This window comes from Pseudomonas sp. NyZ480, from assembly GCF_029537255.1.
In the GTDB taxonomy this organism is placed as follows: Bacteria; Pseudomonadota; Gammaproteobacteria; order Pseudomonadales; family Pseudomonadaceae; genus Aquipseudomonas; species Aquipseudomonas taiwanensis.
On sequence record NZ_CP120626.1, the window covers coordinates 4,699,029 to 4,725,363 of the forward strand.

At 59.6% G+C, this 26,335-nt stretch carries 21 protein-coding genes, 2 tRNA genes and 3 rRNA genes; 6 read left to right on the forward strand and 20 right to left on the reverse strand.

Annotated elements, in window-relative coordinates:
• Window positions 1-50: 50 nt before the first annotated feature.
• The 4 genes from P3R38_RS21555 to P3R38_RS21570 are packed head-to-tail and all read right to left on the reverse strand — an operon-like array spanning window position 51 to window position 1,759.
• The gene (locus tag P3R38_RS21555) at window positions 51-440 is read right to left on the reverse strand and encodes a type IV pilin protein (RefSeq protein WP_023382460.1); all 390 of its coding nucleotides are present in this window, start codon (window positions 438-440) and stop codon (window positions 51-53) included.
• A gap of 1 nt (window position 441) precedes the next feature.
• Window positions 442-915, reverse strand: a complete 474-nt coding sequence (locus P3R38_RS21560; protein ID WP_023382461.1) for a hypothetical protein — start codon at window positions 913-915, stop codon at window positions 442-444.
• A complete protein-coding gene (locus P3R38_RS21565) occupies window positions 912-1,565 on the reverse strand; it encodes a prepilin-type N-terminal cleavage/methylation domain-containing protein (RefSeq protein WP_023382462.1) in 654 nt (217 codons plus the stop codon). Before P3R38_RS21565 ends, P3R38_RS21560 begins: the two co-directional genes overlap by 4 nt.
• Window positions 1,562-1,759 carry a prepilin-type N-terminal cleavage/methylation domain-containing protein gene (locus P3R38_RS21570; RefSeq protein WP_027907756.1) on the reverse strand — a complete coding sequence of 66 codons (198 nt, stop codon included), beginning with the start codon at window positions 1,757-1,759 and terminating at the stop codon, window positions 1,562-1,564. The genes P3R38_RS21565 and P3R38_RS21570 overlap by 4 nt, the downstream gene beginning before the upstream one ends.
• A gap of 111 nt (window positions 1,760-1,870) precedes the next feature.
• On the opposite strand from P3R38_RS21570, the gene P3R38_RS21575 reads away from it, so the two are divergent.
• Complete coding sequence (locus P3R38_RS21575) at window positions 1,871-2,362, forward strand: GspH/FimT family pseudopilin (RefSeq protein ID WP_027907755.1); 492 nt, start codon at window positions 1,871-1,873, stop codon at window positions 2,360-2,362.
• Here the strand turns inward: P3R38_RS21575 and ispH are convergent, their stop codons facing one another.
• From ispH to murJ, 6 genes are all read right to left on the reverse strand, one after another.
• Window positions 2,363-3,310 carry a 4-hydroxy-3-methylbut-2-enyl diphosphate reductase gene (gene ispH, locus P3R38_RS21580; protein ID WP_023382465.1) on the reverse strand — a complete coding sequence of 316 codons (948 nt, stop codon included), beginning with the start codon at window positions 3,308-3,310 and terminating at the stop codon, window positions 2,363-2,365.
• Window positions 3,311-3,324: 14 nt separating this feature from the next.
• Window positions 3,325-3,762: an FKBP-type peptidyl-prolyl cis-trans isomerase gene (fkpB, locus tag P3R38_RS21585; RefSeq protein ID WP_023382466.1), complete on the reverse strand. Its 438-nt coding sequence runs from the start codon at window positions 3,760-3,762 to the stop codon at window positions 3,325-3,327.
• On the reverse strand, window positions 3,755-4,270 hold the full coding sequence (gene lspA, locus P3R38_RS21590) for a signal peptidase II (RefSeq protein ID WP_023382467.1): 516 nt from the start codon (window positions 4,268-4,270) through the stop codon (window positions 3,755-3,757). The genes fkpB and lspA overlap by 8 nt, the downstream gene beginning before the upstream one ends.
• Window positions 4,263-7,094: an isoleucine--tRNA ligase gene (gene ileS, locus P3R38_RS21595; RefSeq protein WP_023382468.1), complete on the reverse strand. Its 2,832-nt coding sequence runs from the start codon at window positions 7,092-7,094 to the stop codon at window positions 4,263-4,265. Before ileS ends, lspA begins: the two co-directional genes overlap by 8 nt.
• Window positions 7,091-8,041 (reverse strand): bifunctional riboflavin kinase/FAD synthetase, encoded by a 951-nt coding sequence (gene ribF, locus P3R38_RS21600; protein WP_023382469.1) that lies wholly within the window; start codon window positions 8,039-8,041, stop codon window positions 7,091-7,093. The genes ileS and ribF overlap by 4 nt, the downstream gene beginning before the upstream one ends.
• 118 nt (window positions 8,042-8,159) lie before the next feature.
• Complete coding sequence (murJ, locus tag P3R38_RS21605) at window positions 8,160-9,698, reverse strand: murein biosynthesis integral membrane protein MurJ (RefSeq protein ID WP_023382470.1); 1,539 nt, start codon at window positions 9,696-9,698, stop codon at window positions 8,160-8,162.
• Between the two features lie 250 nt (window positions 9,699-9,948).
• Here murJ and rpsT point away from each other — a divergent pair, with 250 nt between their 5' ends.
• Complete coding sequence (gene rpsT / locus P3R38_RS21610; protein WP_023382471.1) at window positions 9,949-10,227, forward strand: 30S ribosomal protein S20; 279 nt, start codon at window positions 9,949-9,951, stop codon at window positions 10,225-10,227.
• Window positions 10,228-10,351: 124 nt separating this feature from the next.
• On the opposite strand, the gene P3R38_RS21615 is transcribed toward rpsT, so the two are convergent.
• The 10 genes from P3R38_RS21615 to P3R38_RS21660 form a co-directional block, all read right to left on the reverse strand.
• Complete coding sequence (locus P3R38_RS21615; RefSeq protein ID WP_023382472.1) at window positions 10,352-12,652, reverse strand: MlaD family protein; 2,301 nt, start codon at window positions 12,650-12,652, stop codon at window positions 10,352-10,354.
• The gene (locus P3R38_RS21620; protein ID WP_023382473.1) at window positions 12,645-13,268 is read right to left on the reverse strand and encodes a paraquat-inducible protein A; all 624 of its coding nucleotides are present in this window, start codon (window positions 13,266-13,268) and stop codon (window positions 12,645-12,647) included. The genes P3R38_RS21615 and P3R38_RS21620 overlap by 8 nt, the downstream gene beginning before the upstream one ends.
• The gene (locus P3R38_RS21625; protein WP_027907754.1) at window positions 13,255-13,914 is read right to left on the reverse strand and encodes a paraquat-inducible protein A; all 660 of its coding nucleotides are present in this window, start codon (window positions 13,912-13,914) and stop codon (window positions 13,255-13,257) included. The genes P3R38_RS21620 and P3R38_RS21625 overlap by 14 nt, the downstream gene beginning before the upstream one ends.
• A 148-nt stretch (window positions 13,915-14,062) precedes the next feature.
• Window positions 14,063-14,178: ribosomal RNA gene (gene rrf / locus P3R38_RS21630) — 5S ribosomal RNA — on the reverse strand.
• 130 nt (window positions 14,179-14,308) lie between these two features.
• Window positions 14,309-17,200: ribosomal RNA gene (locus P3R38_RS21635) — 23S ribosomal RNA — on the reverse strand.
• A 233-nt stretch (window positions 17,201-17,433) separates the two neighbouring features.
• Window positions 17,434-17,509 (reverse strand) — tRNA-Ala (locus P3R38_RS21640).
• Between the two features lie 6 nt (window positions 17,510-17,515).
• A tRNA-Ile gene (locus P3R38_RS21645) sits at window positions 17,516-17,592 on the reverse strand.
• A 77-nt stretch (window positions 17,593-17,669) separates the two neighbouring features.
• A 16S ribosomal RNA gene (locus P3R38_RS21650) occupies window positions 17,670-19,206 on the reverse strand.
• The 16S, 23S and 5S rRNA genes sit together here with 2 tRNA genes alongside, the layout of an rRNA operon.
• A 671-nt stretch (window positions 19,207-19,877) precedes the next feature.
• Window positions 19,878-21,371: a CoA-acylating methylmalonate-semialdehyde dehydrogenase gene (locus tag P3R38_RS21655; protein WP_277686588.1), complete on the reverse strand. Its 1,494-nt coding sequence runs from the start codon at window positions 21,369-21,371 to the stop codon at window positions 19,878-19,880.
• A gap of 71 nt (window positions 21,372-21,442) precedes the next feature.
• Window positions 21,443-22,789 carry an aspartate aminotransferase family protein gene (locus P3R38_RS21660; RefSeq protein WP_023382476.1) on the reverse strand — a complete coding sequence of 449 codons (1,347 nt, stop codon included), beginning with the start codon at window positions 22,787-22,789 and terminating at the stop codon, window positions 21,443-21,445.
• Between the two features lie 118 nt (window positions 22,790-22,907).
• Between P3R38_RS21660 and P3R38_RS21665 the strand changes: the two genes are divergently transcribed.
• The 4 genes from P3R38_RS21665 (at window position 22,908) to P3R38_RS21680 (ending at window position 26,227) form a co-directional block, all read left to right on the forward strand.
• Entirely contained in the window at window positions 22,908-23,825 is a 918-nt protein-coding gene (locus P3R38_RS21665; RefSeq protein WP_277686589.1) for a LysR family transcriptional regulator, read from the forward strand.
• Window positions 23,826-23,915: 90 nt separating this feature from the next.
• Entirely contained in the window at window positions 23,916-24,581 is a 666-nt protein-coding gene (locus P3R38_RS21670) for a TetR/AcrR family transcriptional regulator (protein WP_023382478.1), read from the forward strand.
• A 6-nt stretch (window positions 24,582-24,587) separates the two neighbouring features.
• Window positions 24,588-25,172 carry a YigZ family protein gene (locus P3R38_RS21675; protein WP_277686590.1) on the forward strand — a complete coding sequence of 195 codons (585 nt, stop codon included), beginning with the start codon at window positions 24,588-24,590 and terminating at the stop codon, window positions 25,170-25,172.
• A gap of 365 nt (window positions 25,173-25,537) precedes the next feature.
• Window positions 25,538-26,227 carry an SDR family oxidoreductase gene (locus tag P3R38_RS21680; RefSeq protein WP_023382480.1) on the forward strand — a complete coding sequence of 230 codons (690 nt, stop codon included), beginning with the start codon at window positions 25,538-25,540 and terminating at the stop codon, window positions 26,225-26,227.
• The last annotated feature ends 108 nt before the right edge of the window (window positions 26,228-26,335 follow it).

Genomic DNA, 26,335 nt, shown 5'->3' on the forward strand with positions numbered 1-26,335 from the left:
GATCCAAACACCTGAAGTAAATCCGCGATGCACCCGGCATCATTCAACCTTCAGCTTCCCCAACAGCGTTCAGCGTCGCCGGACGCGCCGGGGTTGGCGCGCACACCGGCCTGGTCGAGCTGGAAATCGCCACAGCGATCAACGGCCATCAGGCCGCTCGGCAGCCGGCGTGCCAACAGCGTGAAGGTGTCGCTGCCACGTTGGGCGTGCAGCCTGTAGTGACGATTCCCGTCAGGTAACCGGGGGTCGCCCTCGGCATACTGGCCAGTGAGCGCACGATGACGCTCCAGGCGCAGGGCGGCTTCGTGCAGCAGGCCAACCACTTCGCTGCGTGCGGCTCGCCTGAGCTGGTCGCTGTAACTGGGGTAGGCAATGGCTGCCAGAATGCCGGTCACGGCCAGGACAATCAACAACTCGATCAGGCTCAAACCTTGCTGCATGTCAGTCCCGCCTCAGTCTCTGCCGCCAAAGGATGCGCTGCGCTACCTGCCCGTGAGCGGCTGGCACAGCGTAGACCGCCTCCACCACTTGCCTTGACTCGCTCTGGCGACTGACGGCGGTCACCCTGTACAACGTGACTTCCTCGCCCTCTGCGCGGTGGGCGGCACGGGTACTCGCGCCCAGATTCTGAAGCTGAAAGTAGCCGCTCTCGGTGCCTTGCCATGCCCCCTGCAGCTCGTGCGGGCGCGAAGGGGGCTGGCAGTCCTTGCACAATGCAGGTGGCGCGCGCTCCAGCTCGGCTTCGGCGAACTGCAGGGTGGTCTCCACCTGTTCCAGCGCCTGCAGGCCATCGCGCAGGTAACCGGTCATGCGCGTCTCCAACAGCGCATCGCGCAAGGCCGACGCTGCAATCAGGGCAAGTAGCAGGCTCAGCACCAACGCCAGCAACAGCACCATGCCGCGTTGGCGTTTCATGATTCGTCCACCGGGTTGCGTACCGCAACGGTCAGTGCGTAACGCTGCTCGATACCCAAGGTTGGCTCGTACAGCGCCAGCTGGATATCCACCCGCCCTCCGCCAAGCGCTGGCACATGGACCAAGCGCAGTTCGCGCACGTGGTTGACCAGAGGCTGGAAGTTTCGGCTGTTGGCGCGCTTGAAGACCAACGTCGTGCCTTCAAGCCGGTAGCTGTGGCGGCTGATCGGAAACGCCAAAGGAAGCTGGTCGTTGCCCTCGCGCGCGCGATGCACCTGTACCTGTTCGATGCAATCGGTGCGAAGGGTCCAGTTCGGTATTCCGGTGTATCCAGGCAACTCGGCCACGACCAGGTCGAGGCTGGATGTACCGACTTGCAACGGCTGGGCGAAGGCCTGGATCGCCTCTGGTGCCTTGAAGTCGCCAGGTTGCGCTCGCAGACACCCGAACATGCCGGCCATGCGTATGCTTTGCGCCATGTGCAGCAGTGCAAACCGGGCATCGTCCTGCATATGGACCGCCGCGCCTTGCAGGCGCCAGGCCTGATGCGCGGCGACGAACACCTGGCTGACCGCCGCCAGGCACATCAGCCCGATGGCAAGCGCCAGCATCACTTCGAGCAGGCCGAAGCCTCCTTGCTCGCGGCTCATGGCTGCCTGCCCTGGACCCTGCCCCGCTCGTGCTCGCTGTGCGCGCTCAACGCGGCCTGCCCCTCGTGGCGGGCGCTTTCGGTGGCTTGCATCGCTCGCAACTGCGATGCGGCCGCAGCGAACATGCTCAACGACACCACCACCACGGCCAACAGCACTTCCAACAGCGTCATCCCCTGATCCCTCGTGCGCATCCGTGCACCTCCTGCGACTTTTCCCCCTGAAGAGCGCGAACTTGGCCGACTGGACCTTGCCGCCATCGACCTTGAAGCTAAAGCGAAGCACTTCCGGGGGAGGAATGCACGGTGCGGCAACAAGGGGCAACACTGATACAAATGATGTTCGCGTTGGCGCTCGCGGCGGTGCTTACGCAACTGGGCATGCCTGCCTACATCAACATGACCGATGACCTGCATCGCTCGGCAGCCGCACGGGACCTCTTGCAAGGCTTGCGTAGCGCTCGCAGCCATGCGCTTCTGCAAAGCCGTGCGGTGGCGATTCAACCGTTGGACAGTGACTGGGGGACAGGTTGGCGAATCGTGCTCGCTGACAACGAACAAGTGCTGCGGGAACATCGCCTGGCGCGACCGCTGCGGGTCGTGGCGAGTACGAGCAGAGAGGTGGTATTCAGCGAGATCGGCATCGCGCAGGGGCGCAATGCCAGTCTGCAAGGGATAACGCTGGAGGTGTGCAGACGGGTTGCCGAAAGCACACCCTATCGGGTCATCGTGGCACCGAGCGGTCGGGTCAGGCTGACGACAGACGAACCCGACCGACCCGCTTGCCAGGCCAGCTGATCAGATCAGCGAGCGAACCCGCAGCTCCTTGGGCATCGAGAAGGTGATGTTCTCTTCGCGTCCATCGAGCTCTTCGGCACCGGTCGCGCCCCAGGACCTGAGCTGCTCGATCACGCCACGCACCAGCACCTCCGGCGCCGAAGCACCCGCGGTAATGCCGATGCGGGCCATGCCGTCGAACCAGGCACGTTGCAGGTCTTCGGCACCATCGATCAGGTAGGCCGGTGTGCCCATGCGCTCTGCCAACTCGCGCAGGCGGTTGGAGTTGGAGCTGTTGGGGCTCCCCACCACCAGCACCACATCACACTCGTCGGCCAATTGCTTGACCGCGTCCTGGCGGTTCTGGGTCGCGTAGCAGATGTCATCCTTGCGCGGGCCGCCAATGTTCGGGAAGCGCGCGCGCAGGGCGTCGATCACACGGCTGGTATCGTCCATCGACAGGGTCGTCTGGGTCACGAAGGCCAGGTGATCGGGGTTGCGCACTTGCAGCCTGGCCACATCGTTCTCGTCTTCGACAAGGTAGATGGAGCCGCCATTGCTGGGATCGTACTGCCCCATGGTGCCTTCGACTTCCGGGTGACCGGCGTGGCCGATGAGGATGCACTCACGGCCATCGCGGCTGTACTTGGCCACCTCGATGTGGACCTTGGTCACCAGCGGGCAGGTGGCGTCGAACACCTTCAGGCCACGGCCGGCAGCTTCCTGGCGCACCGCCTGGGAGACGCCATGGGCGCTGAAAATGACGATCACGTCATCCGGCACCTGGTCCAGCTCTTCGACGAAGACGGCGCCACGGTTGCGCAGGTCTTCGACGACGAACTTGTTGTGCACCACTTCGTGACGCACGTAGATCGGTGGGCCGAAGACTTCCAGGGCGCGGTTGACGATCTCGATCGCCCGGTCGACCCCCGCGCAGAAGCCGCGCGGGTTGGCGAGTTTGATTTGCATGCTCGGCTCCAGGCTCAAAGCGCCTTGACCTCGAGGATTTCCACCTCGAAGTTAAGGGTCTTGCCAGCCAGTGGGTGATTGAAGTCGATGGTCACCTGGTCGTCATCGAACGCTTTGACCACACCCGGCAGCTCGGTGTTGGCGGCGTCGTTGAAGATGACCAACAGCCCTTCGGACAACTCCATGCCCTCGAACTGAGACCGCGGCATGACCTGCACGTTCTGCGGGTTGGGCTGGCCGAAGGCATTCTCCGGGGCCACGACGACCGTGCGCTTGTCGCCGGCCTTGAAGCCGAACAGCGCATTTTCAAAACCAGGCAGCAGGTTGCCATCACCGACCTTGAAGGTCGCCGGGGCCTTGTCGAAGGTGCTGTCGACGGTGTCGCCGTTTTCCAGGTGCAGCGCGAAGTGCAGGGTCACTTCGGTGTTCTGGCCGATACGGGTTTCAGTCATGGACAGCTTCCTCGGACTTCTTGCTCTTGAACATATCCAGCGCCAGCATCACCGCACCGACGGTAATGGCGCTGTCGGCCAGGTTGAAGGCCGGGAAATAGTAACGGTTCTGCCAGTGCACCAGGATGAAGTCGACCACATGGCCGAGCACGATCCGGTCGTACAGGTTGCCCAGCGCACCGCCAAGCACCAGCGACAGGGCCACCGCCAGCCAGGTCTCGCTGCGCCCCAGGCGCTTGAGCCAGACTACCAGCACGGCACTGACCACCACGGCGATGAGGGCGAACAGCCAGCGCTGCCAGCCCGAACTTTCCGCCAGGAAGCTGAATGCTGCGCCGGTGTTGTAGGCCAGGGTCCAGCTGAAGTAGTCGGGAATGACGACGATCTGTTGGTACAGGCTCAACTTGCCTTCGAAGTACACCTTGGTGACCTGGTCAAGGACCAGGACCACCAGGCTGAGCCAGAGCCAGGCAAGGCGCCCGAAGCGCCCCGCTGCAGGGTTAGGCATAGTGGCGCACCTCACCCGAACCGCTCAGGTTGTCGACGCAACGGCCGCAGATTTCCGGATGCTCCGGGTGGCTGCCGACGTCAGCGCGGAAATGCCAGCAACGGCCGCACTTGGCGTGACCGGACTTGACCACTTTCAGCTTGAGGCCTTCGACTTCGGTTGCAACGGCATCCGCCGGTGCCTGGACGAACGGCACGACGCTGGCCGCCGAGGTGATCAGCACGAAGCGCAGCTCGTCGCCCAGCTTGGCCAGGTCGGCGCTGAGGGCGTCCTCGGCGTACAGGGTAACTTCCGCCTGCAGGTTGCCGCCGATGACCTTGGCCGAACGCTGGTTCTCCAGCTCCTTGTTGACCGCGGCCTTGACCGCCATGACGCGATCCCAATAAGCGCGGTCCAGCTCGGTGCCTTCCGGCAGCTCGCTCAGGCCTTCGTACCAGCCATTGAGCATCACCGACTCGTTACGCTCGCCTGGCAGGTACTGCCAGATCTCGTCGGCAGTGAAGGCCAGGATCGGGGCGATCCAGCGCACCAGCGCCTCGCTGATATGGTAGAGCGCGGTCTGGCAGGAACGACGGGCGACACTGTTGGCGCCGGTGGTGTACTGGCGATCCTTGATGATGTCGAGGTAGAAACCACCCAGCTCCTGGACGCAGAAGTTGTGAACCTTGGAGTAGACGTTCCAGAAGCGGTACTCGCTGTAGTTCTCTTCCAGCTCGCGCTGCAGCAGCAGGGTGCGGTCAACCGCCCAACGGTCCAGTGCGATCATGTCTTCCGGGGCCAGCAGGTCGCGGGCCGGGTCGAAACCGGACAGGTTGGAAAGCAGGAAGCGCGCGGTGTTGCGGATGCGGCGGTAGGCATCAGCGCTGCGCTGCAGGATCTGCTCGGAAACAGCCATTTCACCGGAGTAGTCGGTGGCGGCTACCCACAGGCGCAGGATGTCGGCGCCCAGGGTGTTGTTGACCTTTTCCGGCTCGATGGTGTTGCCCAGCGACTTGGACATCTTGCGGCCGTTCTCGTCCACGGTGAAGCCGTGGGTCAGCAGCTCGCGGTACGGCGCGTGGTTGTCGATGGCGCAACCGGTCAGCAAGGACGAGTGGAACCAGCCGCGGTGCTGGTCGGAACCTTCCAGGTACAGGTCGGCGCGCGGGCCAGTGGAATGACCGATGTCGTGGGAGCCACGCAGCACGTGCCAGTGGGTGGTGCCCGAGTCGAACCACACGTCCAGGGTATCGGCGATCTTGTCGTACTGGCCGGCTTCTTCACCCAGCAGCTCGGCGGCGTCCAGCTTGAACCACGCCTCGATGCCTTCTTTCTCGACGCGCTTGGCCACTTCTTCCATCAGCTCGACGGTACGTGGGTGCAGCTCGCCGGTCTGCTTGTGCAGGAAGAACGGAATCGGCACGCCCCAGTTGCGCTGACGCGAGATGCACCAGTCCGGGCGGTTGGCGATCATCGCGTGCAGGCGCGCCTGGCCCCAGGCCGGGACGAACTTGGTGTCCTCGATGGCCTTGAGCGCGCGCTCGCGCAGCGGCTGGCCTGTGGTTGGCTGCTTGTCCATGCCGACGAACCATTGCGCGGTGGCGCGGTAGATCAGCGGAGTCTTGTGGCGCCAGCAGTGCATGTAGCTGTGGCTGATGGTTTCGGTGTGCATCAGCGCACCGACTTCGCTCAGCTTCTCGACGATGGCCGGGTTGGCCTTCCAGATGAACTGACCGCCGAAGAATTCCAGCGAGTCGACATACACACCGTTGCTTTGCACCGGTGTGAGGATGTCGTCGTTGACCATGCCGTAGCGCTTGCAGGTGACGAAGTCGTCTTCACCGTAGGCTGGCGAGGAGTGAACCACACCGGTACCGGCGCCCAGTTCGACGTAGTCGGCCAGGTAGATCGGCGACAGGCGGTCGTAGAACGGGTGACGGAAGTTGATCAGTTCCAGGGCCGAACCCTGGGCGGTAGCCAGCACCGTGCCTTCCAGGTTGTAGCGCTTGAGGCACGACTCGACCAATTCTTCGGCCAGCACCAGCAGGCGCTCGCCGGTATCGACCAGGGCGTACTTGAACTCCGGGTGGATGTTCAGCGCCTGGTTGGCAGGGATGGTCCACGGGGTGGTGGTCCAGATCACGATGGCAGCGGGCTTGGCCAGCGCCGACAGGCCGAAGGCGGCGGCCAGCTTGTCGGCGTCGGCAACCGGGAAGGCCACATCGATGGTCTGGGACTTCTTGTCGGCGTACTCGACCTCGGCTTCTGCAAGTGCAGAACCGCAATCGAAACACCAGTTCACCGGCTTGAGGCCCTTGAACACGAAACCTTGCTTGACCATTTCGGCCAGGGCGCGGATTTCACCGGCCTCGTTGGCGAAGTTCATGGTCTTGTAGGGGTTGTCCCAGTCACCCAGCACGCCAAGGCGGATGAACTCGGTCTTCTGCCCTTCGATCTGCTCGGCGGCGTACTCTCGGCACAGCTCGCGGGTGCGGTCGGCCGACAGGTGCTTGCCGTGGGTGACCTCGACCTTGTGCTCGATCGGCAGACCGTGGCAGTCCCAACCCGGCACGTATGGCGCATCGAAGCCTGCCAGGGTCTTGGAACGGACGATCATGTCCTTGAGGATCTTGTTCAGCGCATGACCGATGTGAATCTTGCCGTTGGCATAGGGCGGGCCGTCGTGCAGGACGAACTTCGGACGGTCCTTGCCAATTTCGCGCAGCTTCTGGTACAGGCCAATGCTGTCCCAGCGCTGCAGAATCTGCGGTTCGCGCTGAGGCAGGCCGGCCTTCATCGGGAAGGCGGTGTCCGGAAGGTTTAGCGTGGCTTTGTAGTCGGTCATTTCAGGCTCTTCGTTAGCGGTTGAGCGTGCCAATGTGCACGTGCGGCGGCGATGTCCGCGTCGATCGCCGACTTCAGCGCCTCCAGGGAGGCGAAACGCTGCTCTTCACGCAGCTTGTGGTGGAATTCCACCGTCAGGCGCCGGCCATACAGATCGCCGGCATAATCCAGCAGATGAATCTCGAGGTGCGGGCGCCCGTCACCGGATACGGTGGGGCGCACGCCAATGTTGCCAACGCCCGGCCAGGCCTTGCCGTCGATCTCGATACTGGCCAGGTAGACCCCGGACAGCGGCACGCGGCGGCGCTTGAGCTGGATGTTGGCGGTTGGGGTGCCAAGCTGGCGCGCCAGCTTCTGGCCATGCAATACCCGCCCGGTGATGCTGTACGGGCGGCCCAGCAGGTGTTCGGCCAGTTCGAAGTTGGCCTCGGACAACGCCTTGCGCACCTCGGTGCTGCTGACGCGCAGGCCGTCCTGAATCACGGTGTTGGCCGCCTCGACGGTGAAGCCGTAGCGGTGACCTGCCTCAACCAGGAAGGCGAAATCGCCGGCGCGGTCGCAGCCGAAGCGGAAGTCATCGCCCACTTCCAGATGCTTCACGCCAAGACCATCGACCAGGATCGCCTTGACGAAGGCCTCGGCGCTGAGCTGGCTCAGACGTTGGTTGAAAGACAGGCATAGAACGCGGTCGATACCTTCGCCAGCCAGCAGCTCGACCTTGTCGCGCAGGCGTGCCAGGCGCGCGGGCGCGGTGTCCGGGGCGAAGTATTCGCGAGGCTGAGGCTCGAAGACCACCACGCAAGTGGGCAGGCCCATGGCCTGGCCGCGCTCGCGCAGGCGCGCCAGGATTGCCTGGTGGCCACGGTGAACCCCGTCGAAGTTGCCAATGGTGGCGACACAGCCCCGGTGCTCGGGGCGCAGGTTGTGAAGACCTCGAACCAGCTGCATAACGCGCTTCTTGCTCATAAAGTGGCCGATTATAACCACACCCGGGCGCTGGTGACAGGCAACAGCGCCGAGGGGTGGCGTGGAATGCGAAAAACCGACGCCTGACCCGCCTTCAGCTTCAATGCAGGGCCTTGCGGGCGAAATGCCGGGGCCGGAAACCACACAGGTACAGGCAACCGAAATAGGTCACCACCCCCGCCAGGATCAATGCCCCCAGGCGTACGAAACGTTCGAGCATGCCGCCCAGCTCCCAGGCTGGCAGGTAATGCATGCCCACCAGCAACACCGCCGACATCAGCGTCACCGCCAACACCAGCTTGAACAGGAACATGGCCCAGCCTGGCTGCGGCTGGAACAATTGCTGGCTGCGCAGCTTCCAGAACAGCAGTCCGGCATTGAGGCAGGCGCCAAGGCTGATGGCCAGGGCCAGGCCGGCATGCTTGAGGGGGCCGATCAGCGCCAGGTTGAACAGCTGGGTGCAGACCAGGGTGAAAATGGCGATCTTCACCGGGGTCCGGATATTCTGCTGCGCATAGAAGCCAGGTGCTAGCACCTTGACCAGAATGATCGCCAGCAAGCCCACGGAATAGGCGATGAGCGCACGCTGGGTCATGGCCGCATCGAAGGCGCTGAACTTGCCGTACTGGAACAGTGCCACGGTCAGCGGCTCGGCCAGGATCGCCAGGGCCAGGGTGCAGGGCAGCACCAGCAGGAAGCACAGTCGCAGGCCCCAGTCGAGAATGCGCGAATACTCTTCGCGGTCCTTGTTGGCGTAGGTCTTGGCCAGGGTCGGCAGCAGGATGGTGCCCAACGCGACACCCAGCACGCCTGACGGCAGTTCCATGAGGCGGTCGGCGTAGTACATCCACGACACCGAGCCGGCCACCAGGAAGGACGCGAAGATGGTGTTGATGATCAGCGAGATCTGGCTGACCGACACCCCCAGGATGGCCGGCAGCATCTGCTTGAGCACGCGCCAGACGCCCGTGTCGCGCAGGTTGAGGCGCGGCAGCACGAGCATGCCGATCTTCTTCAGCGCCGGCAGCTGGTAGACGAGTTGCGCCAGGCCGCCGGCCAGTACCCCCCAGGCCAGCGCCATGATGGGCGGGTCGAAATACGGCGTCAGCAGCAACGCGAAGGCGATCATCGCCACGTTCAGCAAGGTCGGGGTGAACGCCGGGACGGAGAAACGGTTCCAGGTATTGAGGATCGCGCCGGCCAGGGACGACAACGAGATCAACAGTATATAAGGAAAGGTCACGCGCAGCAGGTCGGTGGTCAGCTGGTACTTCTCGGGGCTGTCAACGAACCCGGGCGCGGTTGCCCACACCACCCAGGGCGCGGCGAGGATGCCGACGGCGGTGACCAGCGCCAAGGCCAGGGTCAGCAGGCCACTGACATAGGCGATGAAGGTGCGGGTCGCCTCCTCGCCCTGTTGAGTCTTGTACTCGGCCAGGATCGGCACGAAGGCTTGCGAGAATGCGCCCTCGGCGAAAATGCGTCGCAGCAGGTTGGGCAGCTTGAAGGCGATGAAGAAGGCGTCGGTGGCGATACCAGCGCCAAACACACGCGCCAGGATGGTGTCACGAACGAAGCCCAGTACCCTGGAAATCATGGTGATGGAGCTGACAGCGGCGAGGGATTTGAGCAGGTTCATCGAAAAGTTTCACGCCAAGGGCAGAGGACGCTGCCAGACAGCGTCCGAATGTGCGATACTCCCGCGCCTTCGCATGGGAGCCAAAAATTCCCGAGTTTACAGGTCGCGCAGCAGAAAGGAATATTTCCCTCTTGTTGGCGCACCGCTCGGCGGAACCCTGCAGGTGGCCTTGACATCCGCTCGACTGATCGGCATGATTCGCGGCCTATTTTGTTTGCTATTTACCTAAAGTCTTTCGAGGAGCTCGACGGTGGCCAACACACCTTCCGCCAAGAAACGTGCAAAACAGGCTGAGAAGCGTCGCAGCCACAACGCCAGCCTGCGTTCCATGGTCCGCACCTACATCAAGAATGTAGTCAAAGCCATCGACGCAAAAGACGCCGAAAAAGCGCAAGCCGCCTACATCCTGGCTGTGCCTGTAATCGACCGTATGGCCGACAAGGGCATCATCCACAAGAACAAGGCTGCTCGCCACAAAGGCCGTCTGAATGGCCACATCAAGGCGCTGAAAGAAGCTGCAGCTGCCTAAGCGACGCGCTTGTCGAAAAACCGACCCTAGGGTCGGTTTTTTATTGCCTGCGATTTGCTTCTGCAATCGCCGGTTCGCTGGCAATCAGTGGGGGCCGCACGCGGCCCCGCCTGAGAAATGCCCCTTACTTGGCAATCTGGATCTTGGGCGCCCATTGCAGCCATTCATCCTCGGCCTTGTCGAACAAGGCAAAGGTCTGCTGAGGCCGGGCTGGGGTGCCCATCTGTTCGCCATCCGGTGTCGCAAAGGCGATACCGCCATCGATCAGCGTCTCCACCGACTCGGTCCGCACCGTGGCGCCTTTGAACAGACCCCAATCGAAGCCAAAGCCGCTGCTGTTCCAGAATCGGCTGCCACTGCGTACCAAGGCGGCGTAGCGAGGCTCGATCAGGATATGGATCAGCACCCGGTCGGCATTCTGCCCAAGCTCGAAGCCGGTGACCTTGCCTACCGCCACTTCACGGTAGGTGACAGGTACGCCCGGCTTGATAGACCCACGGCGGGGCGCGCTCAGGGTCAGGGGCAAGCCGACTTCCGGCTCCGTGAACGCCGGGGCATCGGCCAGTGCAATGAAATCACGCTGCGGCCCCTTGTCCTTGGCTGCCGGCAGCACTTCCAGGTATTGCCCACCTACCAGGGTATCCAGGTTCTCGGTGCGTACGAGACCAAGTGAAGGCTTGACCACCCAGAACTGAGTACCGACACGGGCAATGCGGTCGGCTGCTTCGGTAATGCGCGCTCGCAGCAGCACTGCTTGCAGGTCAGCAGTCAGGTCGACACTCTCGACACTGCCCACATCCAGGCCACGGAAGCGAATCGCGGTACCAGGCTTCAAGCCATCGGCCCGGGTGACACGGATGGTCACCAAGGTGCCGGCACGATTCACTGCCTCCTGGCTCTCATGCAGGCGGAAACGTGGAATCCGGCGTTTGAGCGCCACGTTCGCAACCGGTGTGTCGAATGCGATACCGCCGGCCATAAGCGTCTGCAGTGACTCGCTCTTGATCTTGATGCCCGACAGCCCTCCGGTCAGCGTGATACCGCTGACGTTCCAGAATCGGGACGAGCCGTTTACCAGGTTCTGGTACTCCTGCTCGATATGCACGCCAATCAGGATGCGATTGCTGTTACGGGCAAACTGGTAGCTCTGCACGCTACCGACCTTGACCTGGCGGTACATCACCGGGCTGCCGATTTCGAGCGATCCCAAGGTATCGGCGAACAGCACCATGTGCAGGCCTGGGGATTTCAGGTCGAGCGGTGGCGCCTTGGGCCTGGCCTCGAACTCGCGCAGAGGCTTGGCCCCCTTCTCGCCCGGACGAATCGCGATGTAGTTACCTTTGACCAATGCTTCCAGGCCGGTGATGCCGGCCAGGGAGATCGACGGCTTGACCACCCAGAACTGCGTGCCTTCTACCAGGTAGTCCTCGGCCAGCGGGTCGAGTGTCAGCTCGGCCGTGGCACTGCCCAGGTTGTCTTCCATCTTCAGGGCCTTGAGCGAACCGACCTGGATCCCCTTGTACATCACGGGCGTGCGCCCGGCCTGCAAGCCTTCATAGTCGGTGAGCTTGACCTTGATCCGTATTCCCGCCTGGGCTGCATCGAAGTCCTCGTACAGACGGAATGGCAGGCTCGGATCGGTGGGCGGGCTGTCCTTGCGGTATTCCGGTGTGGCGAAGGCAATCCCCCCGGCCACGATACTGGACAGCGACTCGCTGCGCACCTTCACGCCAGACAGGTCAGCGTCGATGCTGATGCCACTGGCATTCCAGAACCGCGTGTGCTTTCGCACCAGGCTGGCATAAGCCGGTTCGATGAACACTTTGATCTCGACGGTTTCCTGATCCTCGGACAAGCGGTAGCTCTTTACCCGACCCACCTGGATCTGCTTATAGAACACGGGGCTGTCACGGTTGAGCGAACCCAGCCGTTCGGCTTTGAGGGTAAGGTGCAGGCCTGGCTCGGAGTCCGACAGCGGCGGCGCCACTTTCAGCGCAGTGAAGCGCTTGGTGCGCTCACCCTCGCCTGGGCTCACCGCGATGTAGTTACCGGACACCAGTGTCTCAAGGCCGGAAATACCTGCCAGGCTGACACTGGGCTTGACCAGCCAGAAGCGCGTGCCTTTATTCAGATGAGGCTGGGCGGCCTTGTTCATCTCAATGGTGGCGATGACACCTTGGTTCTCGCCCTTGGCATCGAGCACCAGGCTCTTCACCTTGCCGACGGGCATGCCCTTGTAGATGACTTCGGTCTTGTTGGCGACGATTCCTTCCCCGCTCTCGAATCGAACTTCGATTTCAACACCCGCATCGCGATAGGCCTGCCAAGCCAACCAGCCACCGATCAGCAAGGCGATCAGCGGCAAAATCCAGATAGCCGACCAGTTCGAAGCTGGTCGGGTTCTAGCCGTAGGCACGTCACTCATGGTCGTCATCCGACTCCGTGTTATCCCAGATCAGTCGGGGATCAAAAGTTAAAGCTGCGAGCATCGTCAGGATCACCACACTGGCAAATGCAACGGCACCCAAGTTGGCTTCGACACTGGCGATACGCCCGAAATTCACCACGGCCACTAATATGGCAATGACGAAGATATCGAGCATGGACCAGCGCCCAATGAATTCGATGAAGCGGTACATCAGGATCCTTTGTCGCGCTGACAAGGGCTGGTGACGCTGCACCGAGTACAGCAGCAGGCCGATACCCACCAACTTGAAGGTGGGTACCAAAATGCTGGCAATGAACACCACGGCGGCGATTGGCAGCATGCCGTGCTGCAGCAGGGTGATGACACCGGACATGATGGTGTCGGGGCTACCCTGCCCAAGCGTGCTGACGGTCATGATCGGCAGCATGTTCGCCGGAATGTAGAGGATCGACGCAGTGATCAGCAGCGCCCAAGTGCGCACGATACTGTTTGGCCGACGCGCATGCACGACCGCACCACACCGCGTGCAGGTCTGCGAAGTACTGTCGGCCTCCTGGCGGTTCAACTCATGGCATTCATTACAGACCAGGATGCCTGCATCAATCGCCCGCATGGAGATCCTCCCCGGAAAGTGCGCTCCAGATCTGGTGTGGAGACATCACCACTTCCAGCCAGACCTGTATCAGCAAAAGACTGATAAAGCAGAACAGGCCAAGCCCTACGGTAAGCTCGGCCAGGTCGACGAGCTTGACGATCGCCACCAGCACGCCCATGAAATAGACCTCGAGCATGCCCCAATCTCGCAAATGATGATAAATGCGATAGAACAGCAAACCGTAGCTGCGCCCTACGTCGAGGCGAATGCTCAACAGCACCAGCAACTGACACAGTAATTTCACCGCAGGGATGGCCATGCTGCAGAGGAAGACCACCACTGCCACACCCCGCATTTGCGAATTGTACAGACCCACCACACCTGTCCAGACGGTGTCATCGGAGGTCTGCCCAAGCAGGTGCAACTGCATGATCGGCAGGAAGTTGGCGGGCACGTAGAGCAACAAAGCTGTCAGCACCAGGGCCAGGCTGCGGTTGACCACGTTGTGACGGTGAGCGTACAGCTCATATCCACAGCGCGGGCACTGAGCCTTTTCGTCTCGCTGCAGTACCGGCTTGCGCATCAACAGGTCGCATTCATGACAGGCGACGAGCTCTTTAAGGGGGAGTCGATCTAGCGCTTCAGGTTCTAAAGGGTTGGGCATACAGAGCTCTGAATGGGTACGTCGGCTCTATTCTAGTGATCTGGCTGCAAATGTGGGAGGCGACTAATGCGGGGGACACGCGGGCGCGGCTGCGCCAGAAAGACAAAACCCCTACCTGCTCGCGCAGATAGGGGTTTTGCGAAATGAATCTTGACGATGACCTACTCTCACATGGGGAAACCCCACACTACCATCGGCGATGCATCGTTTCACTGCTGAGTTCGGGATGGGATCAGGTGGTTCCAATGCTCTATGGTCGTCAAGAAATTCTGTTGCCAGAATGTCGTGTAAACACTCTTGGCCAATTCGGATATGTGAATTTGTGGTTTTGCGAACTTTCGGTCGTTTCGTCTTCACCACCGCAATCTGCGTCAGCAAATTGCTTGGGTGTTATATGGTCAAGCCTCACGGGCAATTAGTATTGGTTAGCTCAACGCCTCACAGCGCTTACACACCCAACCTATCAACGTCGTAGTCTTCGACGGCCCTTTAGGGAACTCAAGGTTCCAGTGAGATCTCATCTTGAGGCAAGTTTCCCGCTTAGATGCTTTCAGCGGTTATCTCTTCCGAACATAGCTACCCGGCAATGCCACTGGCGTGACAACCGGAACACCAGAGGTTCGTCCACTCCGGTCCTCTCGTACTAGGAGCAGCCCCTCTCAAATCTCAAACGTCCACGGCAGATAGGGACCGAACTGTCTCACGACGTTCTAAACCCAGCTCGCGTACCACTTTAAATGGCGAACAGCCATACCCTTGGGACCGGCTTCAGCCCCAGGATGTGATGAGCCGACATCGAGGTGCCAAACACCGCCGTCGATATGAACTCTTGGGCGGTATCAGCCTGTTATCCCCGGAGTACCTTTTATCCGTTGAGCGATGGCCCTTCCATACAGAACCACCGGATCACTAAGACCTACTTTCGTACCTGCTCGACGTGTTTGTCTCGCAGTCAAGCGCGCTTTTGCCTTTATACTCTGCGACCGATTTCCGACCGGTCTGAGCGCACCTTCGTACTCCTCCGTTACTCTTTGGGAGGAGACCGCCCCAGTCAAACTACCCACCATACACTGTCCTCGATCCGGATAACGGACCTGAGTTAGAACCTCAAAGTTGCCAGGGTGGTATTTCAAGAATGGCTCCATGAGAACTGGCGTCCCCACTTCAAAGCCTCCCACCTATCCTACACAAGCAAATTCAAAGTCCAGTGCAAAGCTATAGTAAAGGTTCACGGGGTCTTTCCGTCTAGCCGCGGATACACTGCATCTTCACAGCGATTTCAATTTCACTGAGTCTCGGGTGGAGACAGCGCCGCCATCGTTACGCCATTCGTGCAGGTCGGAACTTACCCGACAAGGAATTTCGCTACCTTAGGACCGTTATAGTTACGGCCGCCGTTTACCGGGGCTTCGATCAAGAGCTTCGCTTGCGCTAACCCCATCAATTAACCTTCCGGCACCGGGCAGGCGTCACACCCTATACGTCCACTTTCGTGTTTGCAGAGTGCTGTGTTTTTAATAAACAGTCGCAGCGGCCTGGTATCTTCGACCGACATGGGCTTACGGAGCAAGTCCTTCACCCTCGTCGGCGCACCTTCTCCCGAAGTTACGGTGCCATTTTGCCTAGTTCCTTCACCCGAGTTCTCTCAAGCGCCTTGGTATTCTCTACCCGACCACCTGTGTCGGTTTGGGGTACGGTTCCCAGTTATCTGAAGCTTAGGAGCTTTTCTTGGAAGCATGGCATCAACCACTTCGTCGCCTAAAGGCAACTCGTCATCAGCTCTCGGCCTTAAGATCCCGGATTTGCCTAAGATCTCAGCCTACCACCTTAAACTTGGACAACCAACGCCAAGCTGGCCTAGCCTTCTCCGTCCCTCCATCGCAATAACTGGAAGTACAGGAATATTAACCTGTTTTCCATCGACTACGCTTTTCAGCCTCGCCTTAGGGACCGACTAACCCTGCGTCGATTAACGTTGCGCAGGAAACCTTGGTCTTTCGGCGTGGGAGTTTTTCACTCCCATTGTCGTTACTCATGTCAGCATTCGCACTTCTGATACCTCCAGCAAGCTTCTCAACTCACCTTCACAGGCTTACAGAACGCTCCTCTACCGCGTCATCAAAGATGACACCCGTAGCTTCGGTGCATGGTTTGAGCCCCGTTACATCTTCCGCGCAGGCCGACTCGACTAGTGAGCTATTACGCTTTCTTTAAAGGATGGCTGCTTCTAAGCCAACCTCCTAGCTGTCTAAGCCTTCCCACATCGTTTCCCACTTAACCATGACTTTGGGACCTTAGCTGACGGTCTGGGTTGTTTCCCTTTTCACGACGGACGTTAGCACCCGCCGTGTGTCTCCCATGCTCGGCACTTCCAGGTATTCGGAGTTTGCATCGGTTTGGTAAGTCGGGATGACCCCCTAGCCGAAACAGTGCTCTACCCCCTGGAGTGATACATGAGGCGCTACCTAAATAGCTTTCGAGGAGAACCAGCTATCTCCGAGCTTGATTAGCCTTTCACTCCGATCCACAGGTCATCCGCTAACTTTTCAACGGTAGTCGGTTCGGTCCTCCAGTCAGTGTTACCTAACCTTCAACCTGCCCATGGATAGATCGCCCGGTTTCGGGTCTATACCCAGCGACTAAACGCCCTATTAAGACTCGCTTTCGCTACGCCTCCCCTATTCGGTTAAGCTTGCCACTGAATATAAGTCGCTGACCCATTATACAAAAGGTACGCAGTCACCTAACAAAGTAGGCTCCCACTGCTTGTACGCATACGGTTTCAGGTTCTATTTCACTCCCCTCTCCGGGGTTCTTTTCGCCTTTCCCTCACGGTACTGGTTCACTATCGGTCAGTCAGTAGTATTTAGCCTTGGAGGATGGTCCCCCCATGTTCAGACAAAGTTTCTCGTGCTCCGTCCTACTCGATTTCATTGATAAGAGATTTTCGTGTACGGGGCTATCACCCACTATGGCCGCACTTTCCAGAGCGTTCCACTAATCTCAAATCAACTTAAGGGCTGGTCCCCGTTCGCTCGCCACTACTAAGGGAATCTCGGTTGATTTCTTTTCCTCAGGGTACTTAGATGTTTCAGTTCCCCTGGTTCGCCTCTTGTACCTATGTATTCAGTACAAGATAACCAGCTTATGCTGGCTGGGTTCCCCCATTCAGAGATCTCTGGATCACAGTCTGTTTGCCGACTCCCCAAAGCTTATCGCAGGCTACCACGTCTTTCATCGCCTCTGACTGCCAAGGCATCCACCGTATGCGCTTCTTCACTTGACCATATAACCCCAAGCAATCTGGTTATACTGTGAAGACGACATTCGCCGAAAATTCGCATGTTGCTCAATTAAGAGCAGAACTCACAAATTTTACCTTAGCCTGACATCACACCAGTGAAAGTGCGTGTCAGTCTATCTATCACATATCCGAATTTTTAAAGAACGATCTGACAAAAGTCAGAAATCAACATTCGATCTGAATGTTCATTTCTAAGTTCTGATCAAGTAAGCGAGTGGTGGAGCCAAGCGGGATCGAACCGCTGACCTCCTGCGTGCAAGGCAGGCGCTCTCCCAGCTGAGCTATGGCCCCGCATATTGGTAGGTCTGGGCAGATTTGAACTGCCGACCTCACCCTTATCAGGGGTGCGCTCTAACCAACTGAGCTACAGACCTATATAGGGTCTTGATCGTCTTCGACAATGAATCAAGCAATTCGTGTGGGAGCTCATCAGTAGGCTGATGTCGTCGATTAAGGAGGTGATCCAGCCGCAGGTTCCCCTACGGCTACCTTGTTACGACTTCACCCCAGTCATGAATCACACCGTGGTAACCGTCCTCCCGAAGGTTAGACTAGCTACTTCTGGTGCAACCCACTCCCATGGTGTGACGGGCGGTGTGTACAAGGCCCGGGAACGTATTCACCGCGACATTCTGATTCGCGATTACTAGCGATTCCGACTTCACGCAGTCGAGTTGCAGACTGCGATCCGGACTACGATCGGTTTTGTGAGATTAGCTCCACCTCGCGGCTTGGCAACCCTCTGTACCGACCATTGTAGCACGTGTGTAGCCCAGGCCGTAAGGGCCATGATGACTTGACGTCATCCCCACCTTCCTCCGGTTTGTCACCGGCAGTCTCCTTAGAGTGCCCACCATAACGTGCTGGTAACTAAGGACAAGGGTTGCGCTCGTTACGGGACTTAACCCAACATCTCACGACACGAGCTGACGACAGCCATGCAGCACCTGTGTCAGAGTTCCCGAAGGCACCAATCCATCTCTGGAAAGTTCTCTGCATGTCAAGGCCTGGTAAGGTTCTTCGCGTTGCTTCGAATTAAACCACATGCTCCACCGCTTGTGCGGGCCCCCGTCAATTCATTTGAGTTTTAACCTTGCGGCCGTACTCCCCAGGCGGTCAACTTAATGCGTTAGCTGCGCCACTAAAATCTCAAGGATTCCAACGGCTAGTTGACATCGTTTACGGCGTGGACTACCAGGGTATCTAATCCTGTTTGCTCCCCACGCTTTCGCACCTCAGTGTCAGTATCAGTCCAGGTGGTCGCCTTCGCCACTGGTGTTCCTTCCTATATCTACGCATTTCACCGCTAAACAGGAAATTCCACCACCCTCTACCGTACTCTAGCTCGCCAGTTTTGGATGCAGTTCCCAGGTTGAGCCCGGGGCTTTCACATCCAACTTAACGAACCACCTACGCGCGCTTTACGCCCAGTAATTCCGATTAACGCTTGCACCCTCTGTATTACCGCGGCTGCTGGCACAGAGTTAGCCGGTGCTTATTCTGTCGGTAACGTCAAAACAGCAAGGTATTAGCTTACTGCCCTTCCTCCCAACTTAAAGTGCTTTACAATCCGAAGACCTTCTTCACACACGCGGCATGGCTGGATCAGGCTTTCGCCCATTGTCCAATATTCCCCACTGCTGCCTCCCGTAGGAGTCTGGACCGTGTCTCAGTTCCAGTGTGACTGATCATCCTCTCAGACCAGTTACGGATCGTCGCCTTGGTGAGCCATTACCTCACCAACTAGCTAATCCGACCTAGGCTCATCTGATAGCGCAAGGCCCGAGGGTCCCCTGCTTTCTCCCGTAGGACGTATGCGGTATTAGCGTTCCTTTCGAAACGTTGTCCCCCACTACCAGGCAGATTCCTAGGCATTACTCACCCGTCCGCCGCTGAATCAAGGAGCAAGCTCCCGTCATCCGCTCGACTTGCATGTGTTAGGCCTGCCGCCAGCGTTCAATCTGAGCCATGATCAAACTCTTCAGTTCAATACTGCTTGGGTTTTTAAGAAACCCTAAACTTGGCTCAGCAATCTCAAATGACTATGTGATTTCTCGCATGGTCACTTGTGATGCTGATAATCTTTGTGACTATCAGTCCGTACTCACAAGCACCCACACGAATTGCTTGATTCGATTTGTTAAAGAGCGTTTGGCTAAGAGCGTTTCGCCTCAACCGAGGCGCGCATTCTACGCTTTCCTCATTTGCTGTCAAGCGTTTATTTTGAAGTTTTTTGCGAGAAACTCGTTTAGCTTCAAACACTTGACTCGCTGCGATCTCTCGTAGCGGGAGGCGAATAATACAGCGTTTTAAAACGCTGTCAACCACCTCTTTCAGCGCTTCCGATTGCTTTCTAAACGCTCAACTTGTTGATTAACAAGGAGTTTTTCGTTTCGACTGCGTCGGAAGTGGGGCGCATTATAAGGGGATTCGAGAGGCCGTCAACCGTTAATGTTCATTTAAATTGAAATGATGGCAAACACGGACCGTATCGAGGCCGCCAGGTGCCCGCCGCGATGCATTCAGTGGTTTGTAGATCGAGCGCCGCCCGCGCGGCGCATCGCGAGCAAGGCTCTCGCCTACCCGGTTGGTCTGCAAGGACGCCACTGGAAACAAAGCGGGGGAGGCCTTTCGGCCTCCCCCGCTGCTATCGCAACCCTTACAGGCTTGGGAACGCGAACTGCGAAGCCTCGTGGCTCGCACGCTGCGGCCAACGCTGGGTGATCGCCTTGCGACGGGTATAGAAGCGCACGCCATCCGGACCATAGGCGTGCAGGTCGCCGAACAGCGAACGCTTCCAGCCGCCGAAGCTGTGGTAAGCCACCGGCACCGGCAGCGGGACGTTGACGCCGACCATGCCCACTTCGATCTCGTCGCAGAACAGGCGTGCAGCTTCGCCGTCACGGGTGAAGATGCAGGTGCCGTTGCCATACTCGTGATCATTGATCAGCTGCATGGCCTGCTCCAGGCTGTTCACGCGCACGACGCACAACACCGGGCCGAAGATCTCTTCTCTATAGATGCGCATCTCTGGCGTCACGTTGTCGAACAGCGTGCCACCTACGAAGTAACCATCCTCATTGCCCGATACGCGGTAGCCACGGCCATCGACCACCAGTTTGGCACCAGCGGCAACGCCGTCGTCGATATAACCGACCACCTTGTCGCGAGCCGCAGCGGTTACCAGCGGGCCCATGTCCAGACCGCAAGCAGTGCCGGCACCAATCTTCAGTGCCTTGATCTGCGGCTCCAGTTTGGCAATCAGCGCATCGGCCACCTGGTCACCCACGCAGACCGCGACCGAAATCGCCATGCAACGCTCGCCGCACGAACCATACGCCGCGCCCATAAGTGCACTGACCGCGTTGTCCAGGTCGGCATCCGGCATCAGTACCGCATGGTTCTTGGCTCCGCCCAGCGCCTGCACACGCTTGCCGCGCTTGGTGCCTTCAGCGTAGATGTACTCGGCGATCGGGGTCGAACCCACGAAGCTCAGCGCCTTGACCTCAGGCGCCTCGATCAGCGCATCCACGGCTTCCTTGTCACCGTGGACCACGTTGAGGATGCCTTTTGGCAAACCGGCCTCAAGCAGCAACTGGGCAATGAACAGCGTGGAACTCGGGTCGCGCTCGGAGGGCTTGAGGATGAATGCGTTACCGCAAGCGATGGCCAATGGATACATCCACAGCGGAACCATGGCCGGGAAGTTGAATGGGGTGATACCGGCAACCACACCCAGCGGCTGGAAGTCGGACCAGGCATCGATATTCGGGCCAACGTTGCGGCTGTACTCGCCTTTCAACACTTCAGGGGCAGCACAGGCGAACTCCACGTTCTCGATACCGCGCTTCAGTTCACCAGCGGCGTCTTCCAGGGTCTTGCCGTGCTCTTCGCTGATCATCTGCGAGATCTTGGCTTCGTTCTGCTCCAGCAACTGCTTGAAGCGGAACATGACCTGAGCACGCTTGGCAGGCGGGGTGTTGCGCCAGGCCGGGAAGGCAGCCTTGGCCGAATCGATGGCTTGCTGAACGGTTGCACGACTGGCCAGCTCGACCTTTCGAACTGCCTGGCCAGTGGACGGGTTGAACACATCGGCAGTGCGCTCGCCTTTAGTAACCAGCTCGCCGTGGATCAGGTGCTGAACAATGCTCATGCATAACTCCAGATAAAGAGGGTTGAGCCAGGCGCGTGCTGAGCACGCGCCCTACGTCAAAGTCGGAAAGGTCAGTCGATCTGGTTCAGGGCTTCGCCTACCGCATCGAACAGGCTGTCCAGCTCCTGCGGCTTGGTGTTGAAGGTTGGCCCGAACTGCAGGGTGTCGCCCCCGAAGCGCACATAGAAGCCGGCTTTCCACAGTTTCATCGCCGCCTCGTACGGACGGACGATGGCATCGCCATCACGGGCAGCGATCTGGATCGCGCCAGCCAGGCCGTAGTTGCGGATATCGACGATATTCTTGGTGCCCTTGACGCCATGCAGCAGCTTCTCGAAGTGCGGCGCCAGCTCGGCAGCCGATTGCACCAGGTTTTCCTTCTGCAGCAAGTCGAGCGCGGCGATACCGGCGGCACAGGCCACTGGATGAGCCGAGTAGGTGTAGCCGTGTGGGAATTCCACGGCGTATTCCGGGGTCGGCTGGTTCATGAAGGTCTGGTAGATCTCGCTGCTGGCGATCACCGCGCCCATCGGGATGGCACCATTGGTGACCTGCTTGGCGATGCACATCAGGTCAGGGGTCACGCCGAAGGCCTCGGAGCCGGTCATGGCGCCCATGCGGCCGAAGCCGGTGATCACTTCGTCGAAGATCAGCAGGATGTTGTGCTGGGTGCAGATTTCGCGCAGACGCTTGAGATACCCCTTCGGTGGCGGCAACACGCCAGCCGAACCGGCCAGGGGCTCGACGATGACTGCGGCGATGTTCGAGGCATCGTGCAGTTCGATCAGCTTGAGCATCTCGTCGGCCAGGGCGATTCCGCCCTCCTCCGGCAAGCCCTTGGAGAAGGCGTTGGCCGGCAGCACGGTGTGAGGCAGGTGGTCGACGTCCAGCAGCTGGCCGAACATCTTGCGGTTGCCGTTGACGCCACCGAGGCTGGTGCCAGCGATGTTCACACCATGGTAGCCACGGGCGCGGCCGATGATCTTGGTCTTGGTGGCCTGGCCCTTCAGGCGCCAGTAGGCACGTACCATCTTCAGCGCGGTGTCGCAGCACTCGGAACCGGAGTTGGTATAGAAGACATGGTTCAGGTCGCCCGGGGTCAGCTCGGCGATTTTCTCAGCCAACTGGAACGACAGCGGGTGCCCGAACTGAAACGCGGGGGAGTAATCCAGGGTGCCGAGCTGACGTGCGACCGCCTCGGTGATTTCCTGACGCGTGTGACCGGCGCCGCAGGTCCACAGGCCCGACAGGGCGTCGAAAATCTTGCGGCCCTTGTCATCGGTCAGGTAGTTGCCCGATGCAGCCACGATCAGACGCGGGTCGCGCTGGAAGTTGCGGTTGGCGGTGTAAGGCATCCAGTGCGCATCCAGCTTGAGCTGGCTGGCCATTCCTGCAGGGGCGGTTTCCGGCATGTTCATCGGCGGTTCCTCGAGAGACGATTAGGCAACGATGGATGTTGTTGCAGCTAAGTTGGCACGGCGATAAAGTCTGAAAAAGCCAACATTTCTAATCTTCAGATTGAACAAAACTAAACTTATGAGCCGACGTCCCGACCCTCTCGCACAAGTCAGCGATTTCGACATTCGTCTGCTGAAGATCTACCGCAGCGTAGTCGAGTGCGGTGGTTTCTCTGCCGCCGAGAACGTCTTGGGCATCGGGCGCTCGGCCATCAGCCAGCAGATGAACGATCTGGAGCAACGCCTGGGCTTGCGCCTGTGCCAGCGCGGACGCGCCGGCTTCTCGCTTACCGAGGAGGGACGCGAGGTGTATCACTCGGCGCTGCAGTTGCTCAGCGCCCTGGAGACCTTTCGTACCGAGGTCAACGGGTTGCACCAGCACCTGCGTGGCGAGCTGAACATCGGCCTGACCGACAACCTGGTGACCCTGCCGCACATGCGCATCACCCACGCCCTGGCAGAACTGAAGGACCGGGGCCCCGACGTGCGCATCAACATCCGTATGATCGCCCCCAGCCAGGTCGAGCAGGGTGTGCTCGACGGCAGCCTGCATGTCGGCGTGGTACCGCAGACCAGCCCTCTTTCAGGATTGGAATACGAACCCCTGTACAGCGAGCGTTCGCTGCTTTATTGCGCGGTGGGGCACCCACTGTTCTACGCCGATGACCAGCAAATCGACGACGCACGCCTCAACAGCCAGGAAGCTATCGCCCCTACGTTCCGCCTGCCAAGCGACATCCAGGCTCACTATCAGGCCCTGCACTGCACCGCTAGTGCATCGGATCGCGAAGGCATGGCCTTTCTGATCCTGACCGGACGCTACATCGGCTACCTGCCCGACCACTACGCCAGCTTCTGGGTCCAGCAGGGCCGACTGCGCGCGCTGAAATCCGGCCAACGCTTCTATGACCTGAGCCTGAGCTGGGTGACCCGCAAGGGACGCCGGCCGAATCTGGTACTGGAAAGCTTCCTCGAAAGCCTGGCAGCGACGCGCTGATGCCTGTCTCTGACGCTAACGCTTGTCAGTTCGGCGCAGGAAGGTAATCTTGTCCGACAGCCGCAGCCACTGACCCGTACGGAATCGTCCATGACCCTTGAAGTCCCTGCGCATCGCCTCTCTGCCTCAGGCAAGCCCGCTGGCCGCATCCGCCAGAAAAACGAACAGGCCATCATCCAGGCAGCCGAAGACGAATTCGCGCGCCATGGTTTCAAAGGCACCAGCATGAATACCATCGCGCTGAAAGCCGGGCTGCCCAAGGCTAACCTGCATTATTACTTCACCAACAAGCTTGGCCTTTATATCGCGGTGCTCAGCAACATCATCGAGTTGTGGGACAGCACCTTCAACGCCCTCAGCGTCGATGACGACCCGGCTGTGGCGCTGAGCCAGTACATCCGCACCAAGATGGAGTTCTCCCGGCGCAACCCACAAGCGTCGAGAATCTTCGCCATGGAAGTGATCAGCGGCGGTACTTGCCTCACCGAGTATTTCAGCGCCGACTACCGTGAGTGGTTCCGAGGCCGGGCCGCGGTGTTCCAGGCCTGGATCGACGCCGGCAAGATGGACCCGGTCGATCCGGTACACCTGATCTTCCTGCTGTGGGGCAGCACCCAGCACTATGCCGACTTCGCCACACAGATCTGCCAGGTCACCGGCCGCAGCCGCCTGACCAAGCAAGACATGGAAGACGCCAGCAACAACCTTATCCACATCATTCTCAAGGGCTGCGGCATCACGCCGAGCGCCTCATAGCCACTTATGCCTTCTACCCTGCTTGACCTCTGCGAGTTTCGCGAGGAAATCCGCAAGAGCCGCTTCATCACCCTCGCCGGCCCCATCTCTAGCCCCGCCGAGGCGATCAGTTTCATCGAACGCCACAGCGACCTGGCCGCCACCCACAACTGCTGGGCCTGGAAACTGGGCGCGCAATACCGCAGCAGCGACGACGGCGAACCTGGCGGCACGGCCGGGCGGCCGATCCTGGCGGCCATCGAGGCGCAGGACTGCGACCAAGTGGTGGTGCTGGTCATTCGGTGGTACGGCGGTATCCAGCTCGGCACAGGCGGCCTGGCCCGGGCCTACGGCGGAGGTGCCAACAAATGCTTGCAACAAGCGCCGAAAAGGTTGTTGGTCCAACGCAGTGAATACACCTGCAGTTGCACCTTCAGCGAGCTGGCCTTGGTGAAACTGCGCCTGGCCGAAGTGGATGGGCTGGTGCTGGACGAACAGTTCACCGCCAATGGAGTCGACCTGCGCATCGCCGCAGGCCAGGCACACATACCCACCTTGCAGCAGCAACTGGCAGACCTCAGCCGCGGCCGGATCATTCTGGAAATCGGCTGAAGCTTGCTCACAACAACTGTGGGCCTGCCTGTGGATAAGCTATGAGCACTCCCCGGCAGCGCCCGTTATCAAAGGGCTCCAGCGCTTTGATCATATTTTGATCACCGTTTGATGACAGCTGCAAACGTCTGAAAGGTCAAGACTTATCCCCAGCACTTTGCCACCGGTCTCGAATCATACCCCGATCGGTTGCACACATTAACTGTGGAGCAGCCTGTGGATAACCCGTTAGCCAATGAGTGCAGTGCCCGGCGGCACACGGCCTGGCAAAGGTGGTCATTTTTTAACCAAATTCAGATCGGGCAGCTTCTGCCCGGCTGAATTATGCTCAATATCCCTCTCCTCCAACGCTCAAGGAGTCCCCAATGTCCCTTCAAAAAACCGCCCTTGTCATTGGCGCTTCGCGTGGACTGGGCCTAGGCCTGGTACAGCGTCTGCACGAAAAGGGCTGGAAGGTCATCGCAACGGTGCGTGATCCGCAGAAGGCCGACACACTGCGCCAGGTGCCCGGCGTACGCATCGAACAACTGGAGATGAACGACACCACCCAGCTCGATGCGCTCAAGCAAAGCCTTCAGGGTGAGGTGTTCGATCTTGTATTCGTCAATGCGGGCGTCATGGGGCCTCTGCCCCAGGATGTGGACGGCGTGCAGGCAGCCGATGTTGGCGACCTGTTCATGACCAATGCCGTTGCGCCCATCCGTGTCGCCCGCCGTTTGGTTGGCCAAGTGCGCGAAGGGAGCGGTGTACTGGCCTTCATGAGTTCGATCCTGGGCAGCGTGACCATTCCCGATGGCAGCGAACTGTGCTTGTACAAGGCCAGCAAGGCTGCGCTGAATTCGATGATCAACAGCTTCCTGGTGGTCGAGGCGCAGCGTCCCGATCTTTGCGTGCTGGCCATGCATCCGGGCTGGGTAAAAACCGACATGGGTGGCGAAAACGCCGAAATCGACGTGCTGACCAGCACCCGTGGCATGGTCGAGCAAATCGAAGCTCAACGTGGCAATGCCGGTCTGCGCTTCATCAACTACAAAGGCGAGAGCCTGACCTGGTGAATTGAAAGCCGCGAGGCGAGGCAGTAGACTCGGAGCCTCGCCCACGCGGCGGACCTGGATCAGCAGACAGGGCAACACTGAGCTGGCTAACCTGAACCCACTTTCAGA

What these genes read in the sequence shown, in the direction of transcription:
- P3R38_RS21555 (WP_023382460.1), bottom strand. Translation starts at nt 440, where the DNA reads ATGCAGCAAGGTTTGAGCCTGATCGAGTTGTTGATTGTCCTGGCCGTG.
- P3R38_RS21560 (WP_023382461.1), bottom strand. Translation starts at nt 915, where the DNA reads ATGAAACGCCAACGCGGCATGGTGCTGTTGCTGGCGTTGGTGCTGAGC.
- P3R38_RS21565 (WP_023382462.1), bottom strand. Translation starts at nt 1,565, where the DNA reads ATGAGCCGCGAGCAAGGAGGCTTCGGCCTGCTCGAAGTGATGCTGGCG.
- P3R38_RS21570 (WP_027907756.1), bottom strand. Translation starts at nt 1,759, where the DNA reads ATGCGCACGAGGGATCAGGGGATGACGCTGTTGGAAGTGCTGTTGGCC.
- ispH (WP_023382465.1), bottom strand. Translation starts at nt 3,310, where the DNA reads ATGCAAATCAAACTCGCCAACCCGCGCGGCTTCTGCGCGGGGGTCGAC.
- fkpB (WP_023382466.1), bottom strand. Translation starts at nt 3,762, where the DNA reads ATGACTGAAACCCGTATCGGCCAGAACACCGAAGTGACCCTGCACTTC.
- lspA (WP_023382467.1), bottom strand. Translation starts at nt 4,270, where the DNA reads ATGCCTAACCCTGCAGCGGGGCGCTTCGGGCGCCTTGCCTGGCTCTGG.
- ileS (WP_023382468.1), bottom strand. Translation starts at nt 7,094, where the DNA reads ATGACCGACTACAAAGCCACGCTAAACCTTCCGGACACCGCCTTCCCG.
- ribF (WP_023382469.1), bottom strand. Translation starts at nt 8,041, where the DNA reads ATGCAGCTGGTTCGAGGTCTTCACAACCTGCGCCCCGAGCACCGGGGC.
- murJ (WP_023382470.1), bottom strand. Translation starts at nt 9,698, where the DNA reads ATGAACCTGCTCAAATCCCTCGCCGCTGTCAGCTCCATCACCATGATT.
- P3R38_RS21615 (WP_023382472.1), bottom strand. Translation starts at nt 12,652, where the DNA reads ATGAGTGACGTGCCTACGGCTAGAACCCGACCAGCTTCGAACTGGTCG.
- P3R38_RS21620 (WP_023382473.1), bottom strand. Translation starts at nt 13,268, where the DNA reads ATGCGGGCGATTGATGCAGGCATCCTGGTCTGTAATGAATGCCATGAG.
- P3R38_RS21625 (WP_027907754.1), bottom strand. Translation starts at nt 13,914, where the DNA reads ATGCCCAACCCTTTAGAACCTGAAGCGCTAGATCGACTCCCCCTTAAA.
- P3R38_RS21655 (WP_277686588.1), bottom strand. Translation starts at nt 21,371, where the DNA reads ATGAGCATTGTTCAGCACCTGATCCACGGCGAGCTGGTTACTAAAGGC.
- P3R38_RS21660 (WP_023382476.1), bottom strand. Translation starts at nt 22,789, where the DNA reads ATGAACATGCCGGAAACCGCCCCTGCAGGAATGGCCAGCCAGCTCAAG.
- P3R38_RS21665 (WP_277686589.1), top strand. Translation starts at nt 22,908, where the DNA reads ATGAGCCGACGTCCCGACCCTCTCGCACAAGTCAGCGATTTCGACATT.
- P3R38_RS21670 (WP_023382478.1), top strand. Translation starts at nt 23,916, where the DNA reads ATGACCCTTGAAGTCCCTGCGCATCGCCTCTCTGCCTCAGGCAAGCCC.
- P3R38_RS21675 (WP_277686590.1), top strand. Translation starts at nt 24,588, where the DNA reads ATGCCTTCTACCCTGCTTGACCTCTGCGAGTTTCGCGAGGAAATCCGC.
- P3R38_RS21680 (WP_023382480.1), top strand. Translation starts at nt 25,538, where the DNA reads ATGTCCCTTCAAAAAACCGCCCTTGTCATTGGCGCTTCGCGTGGACTG.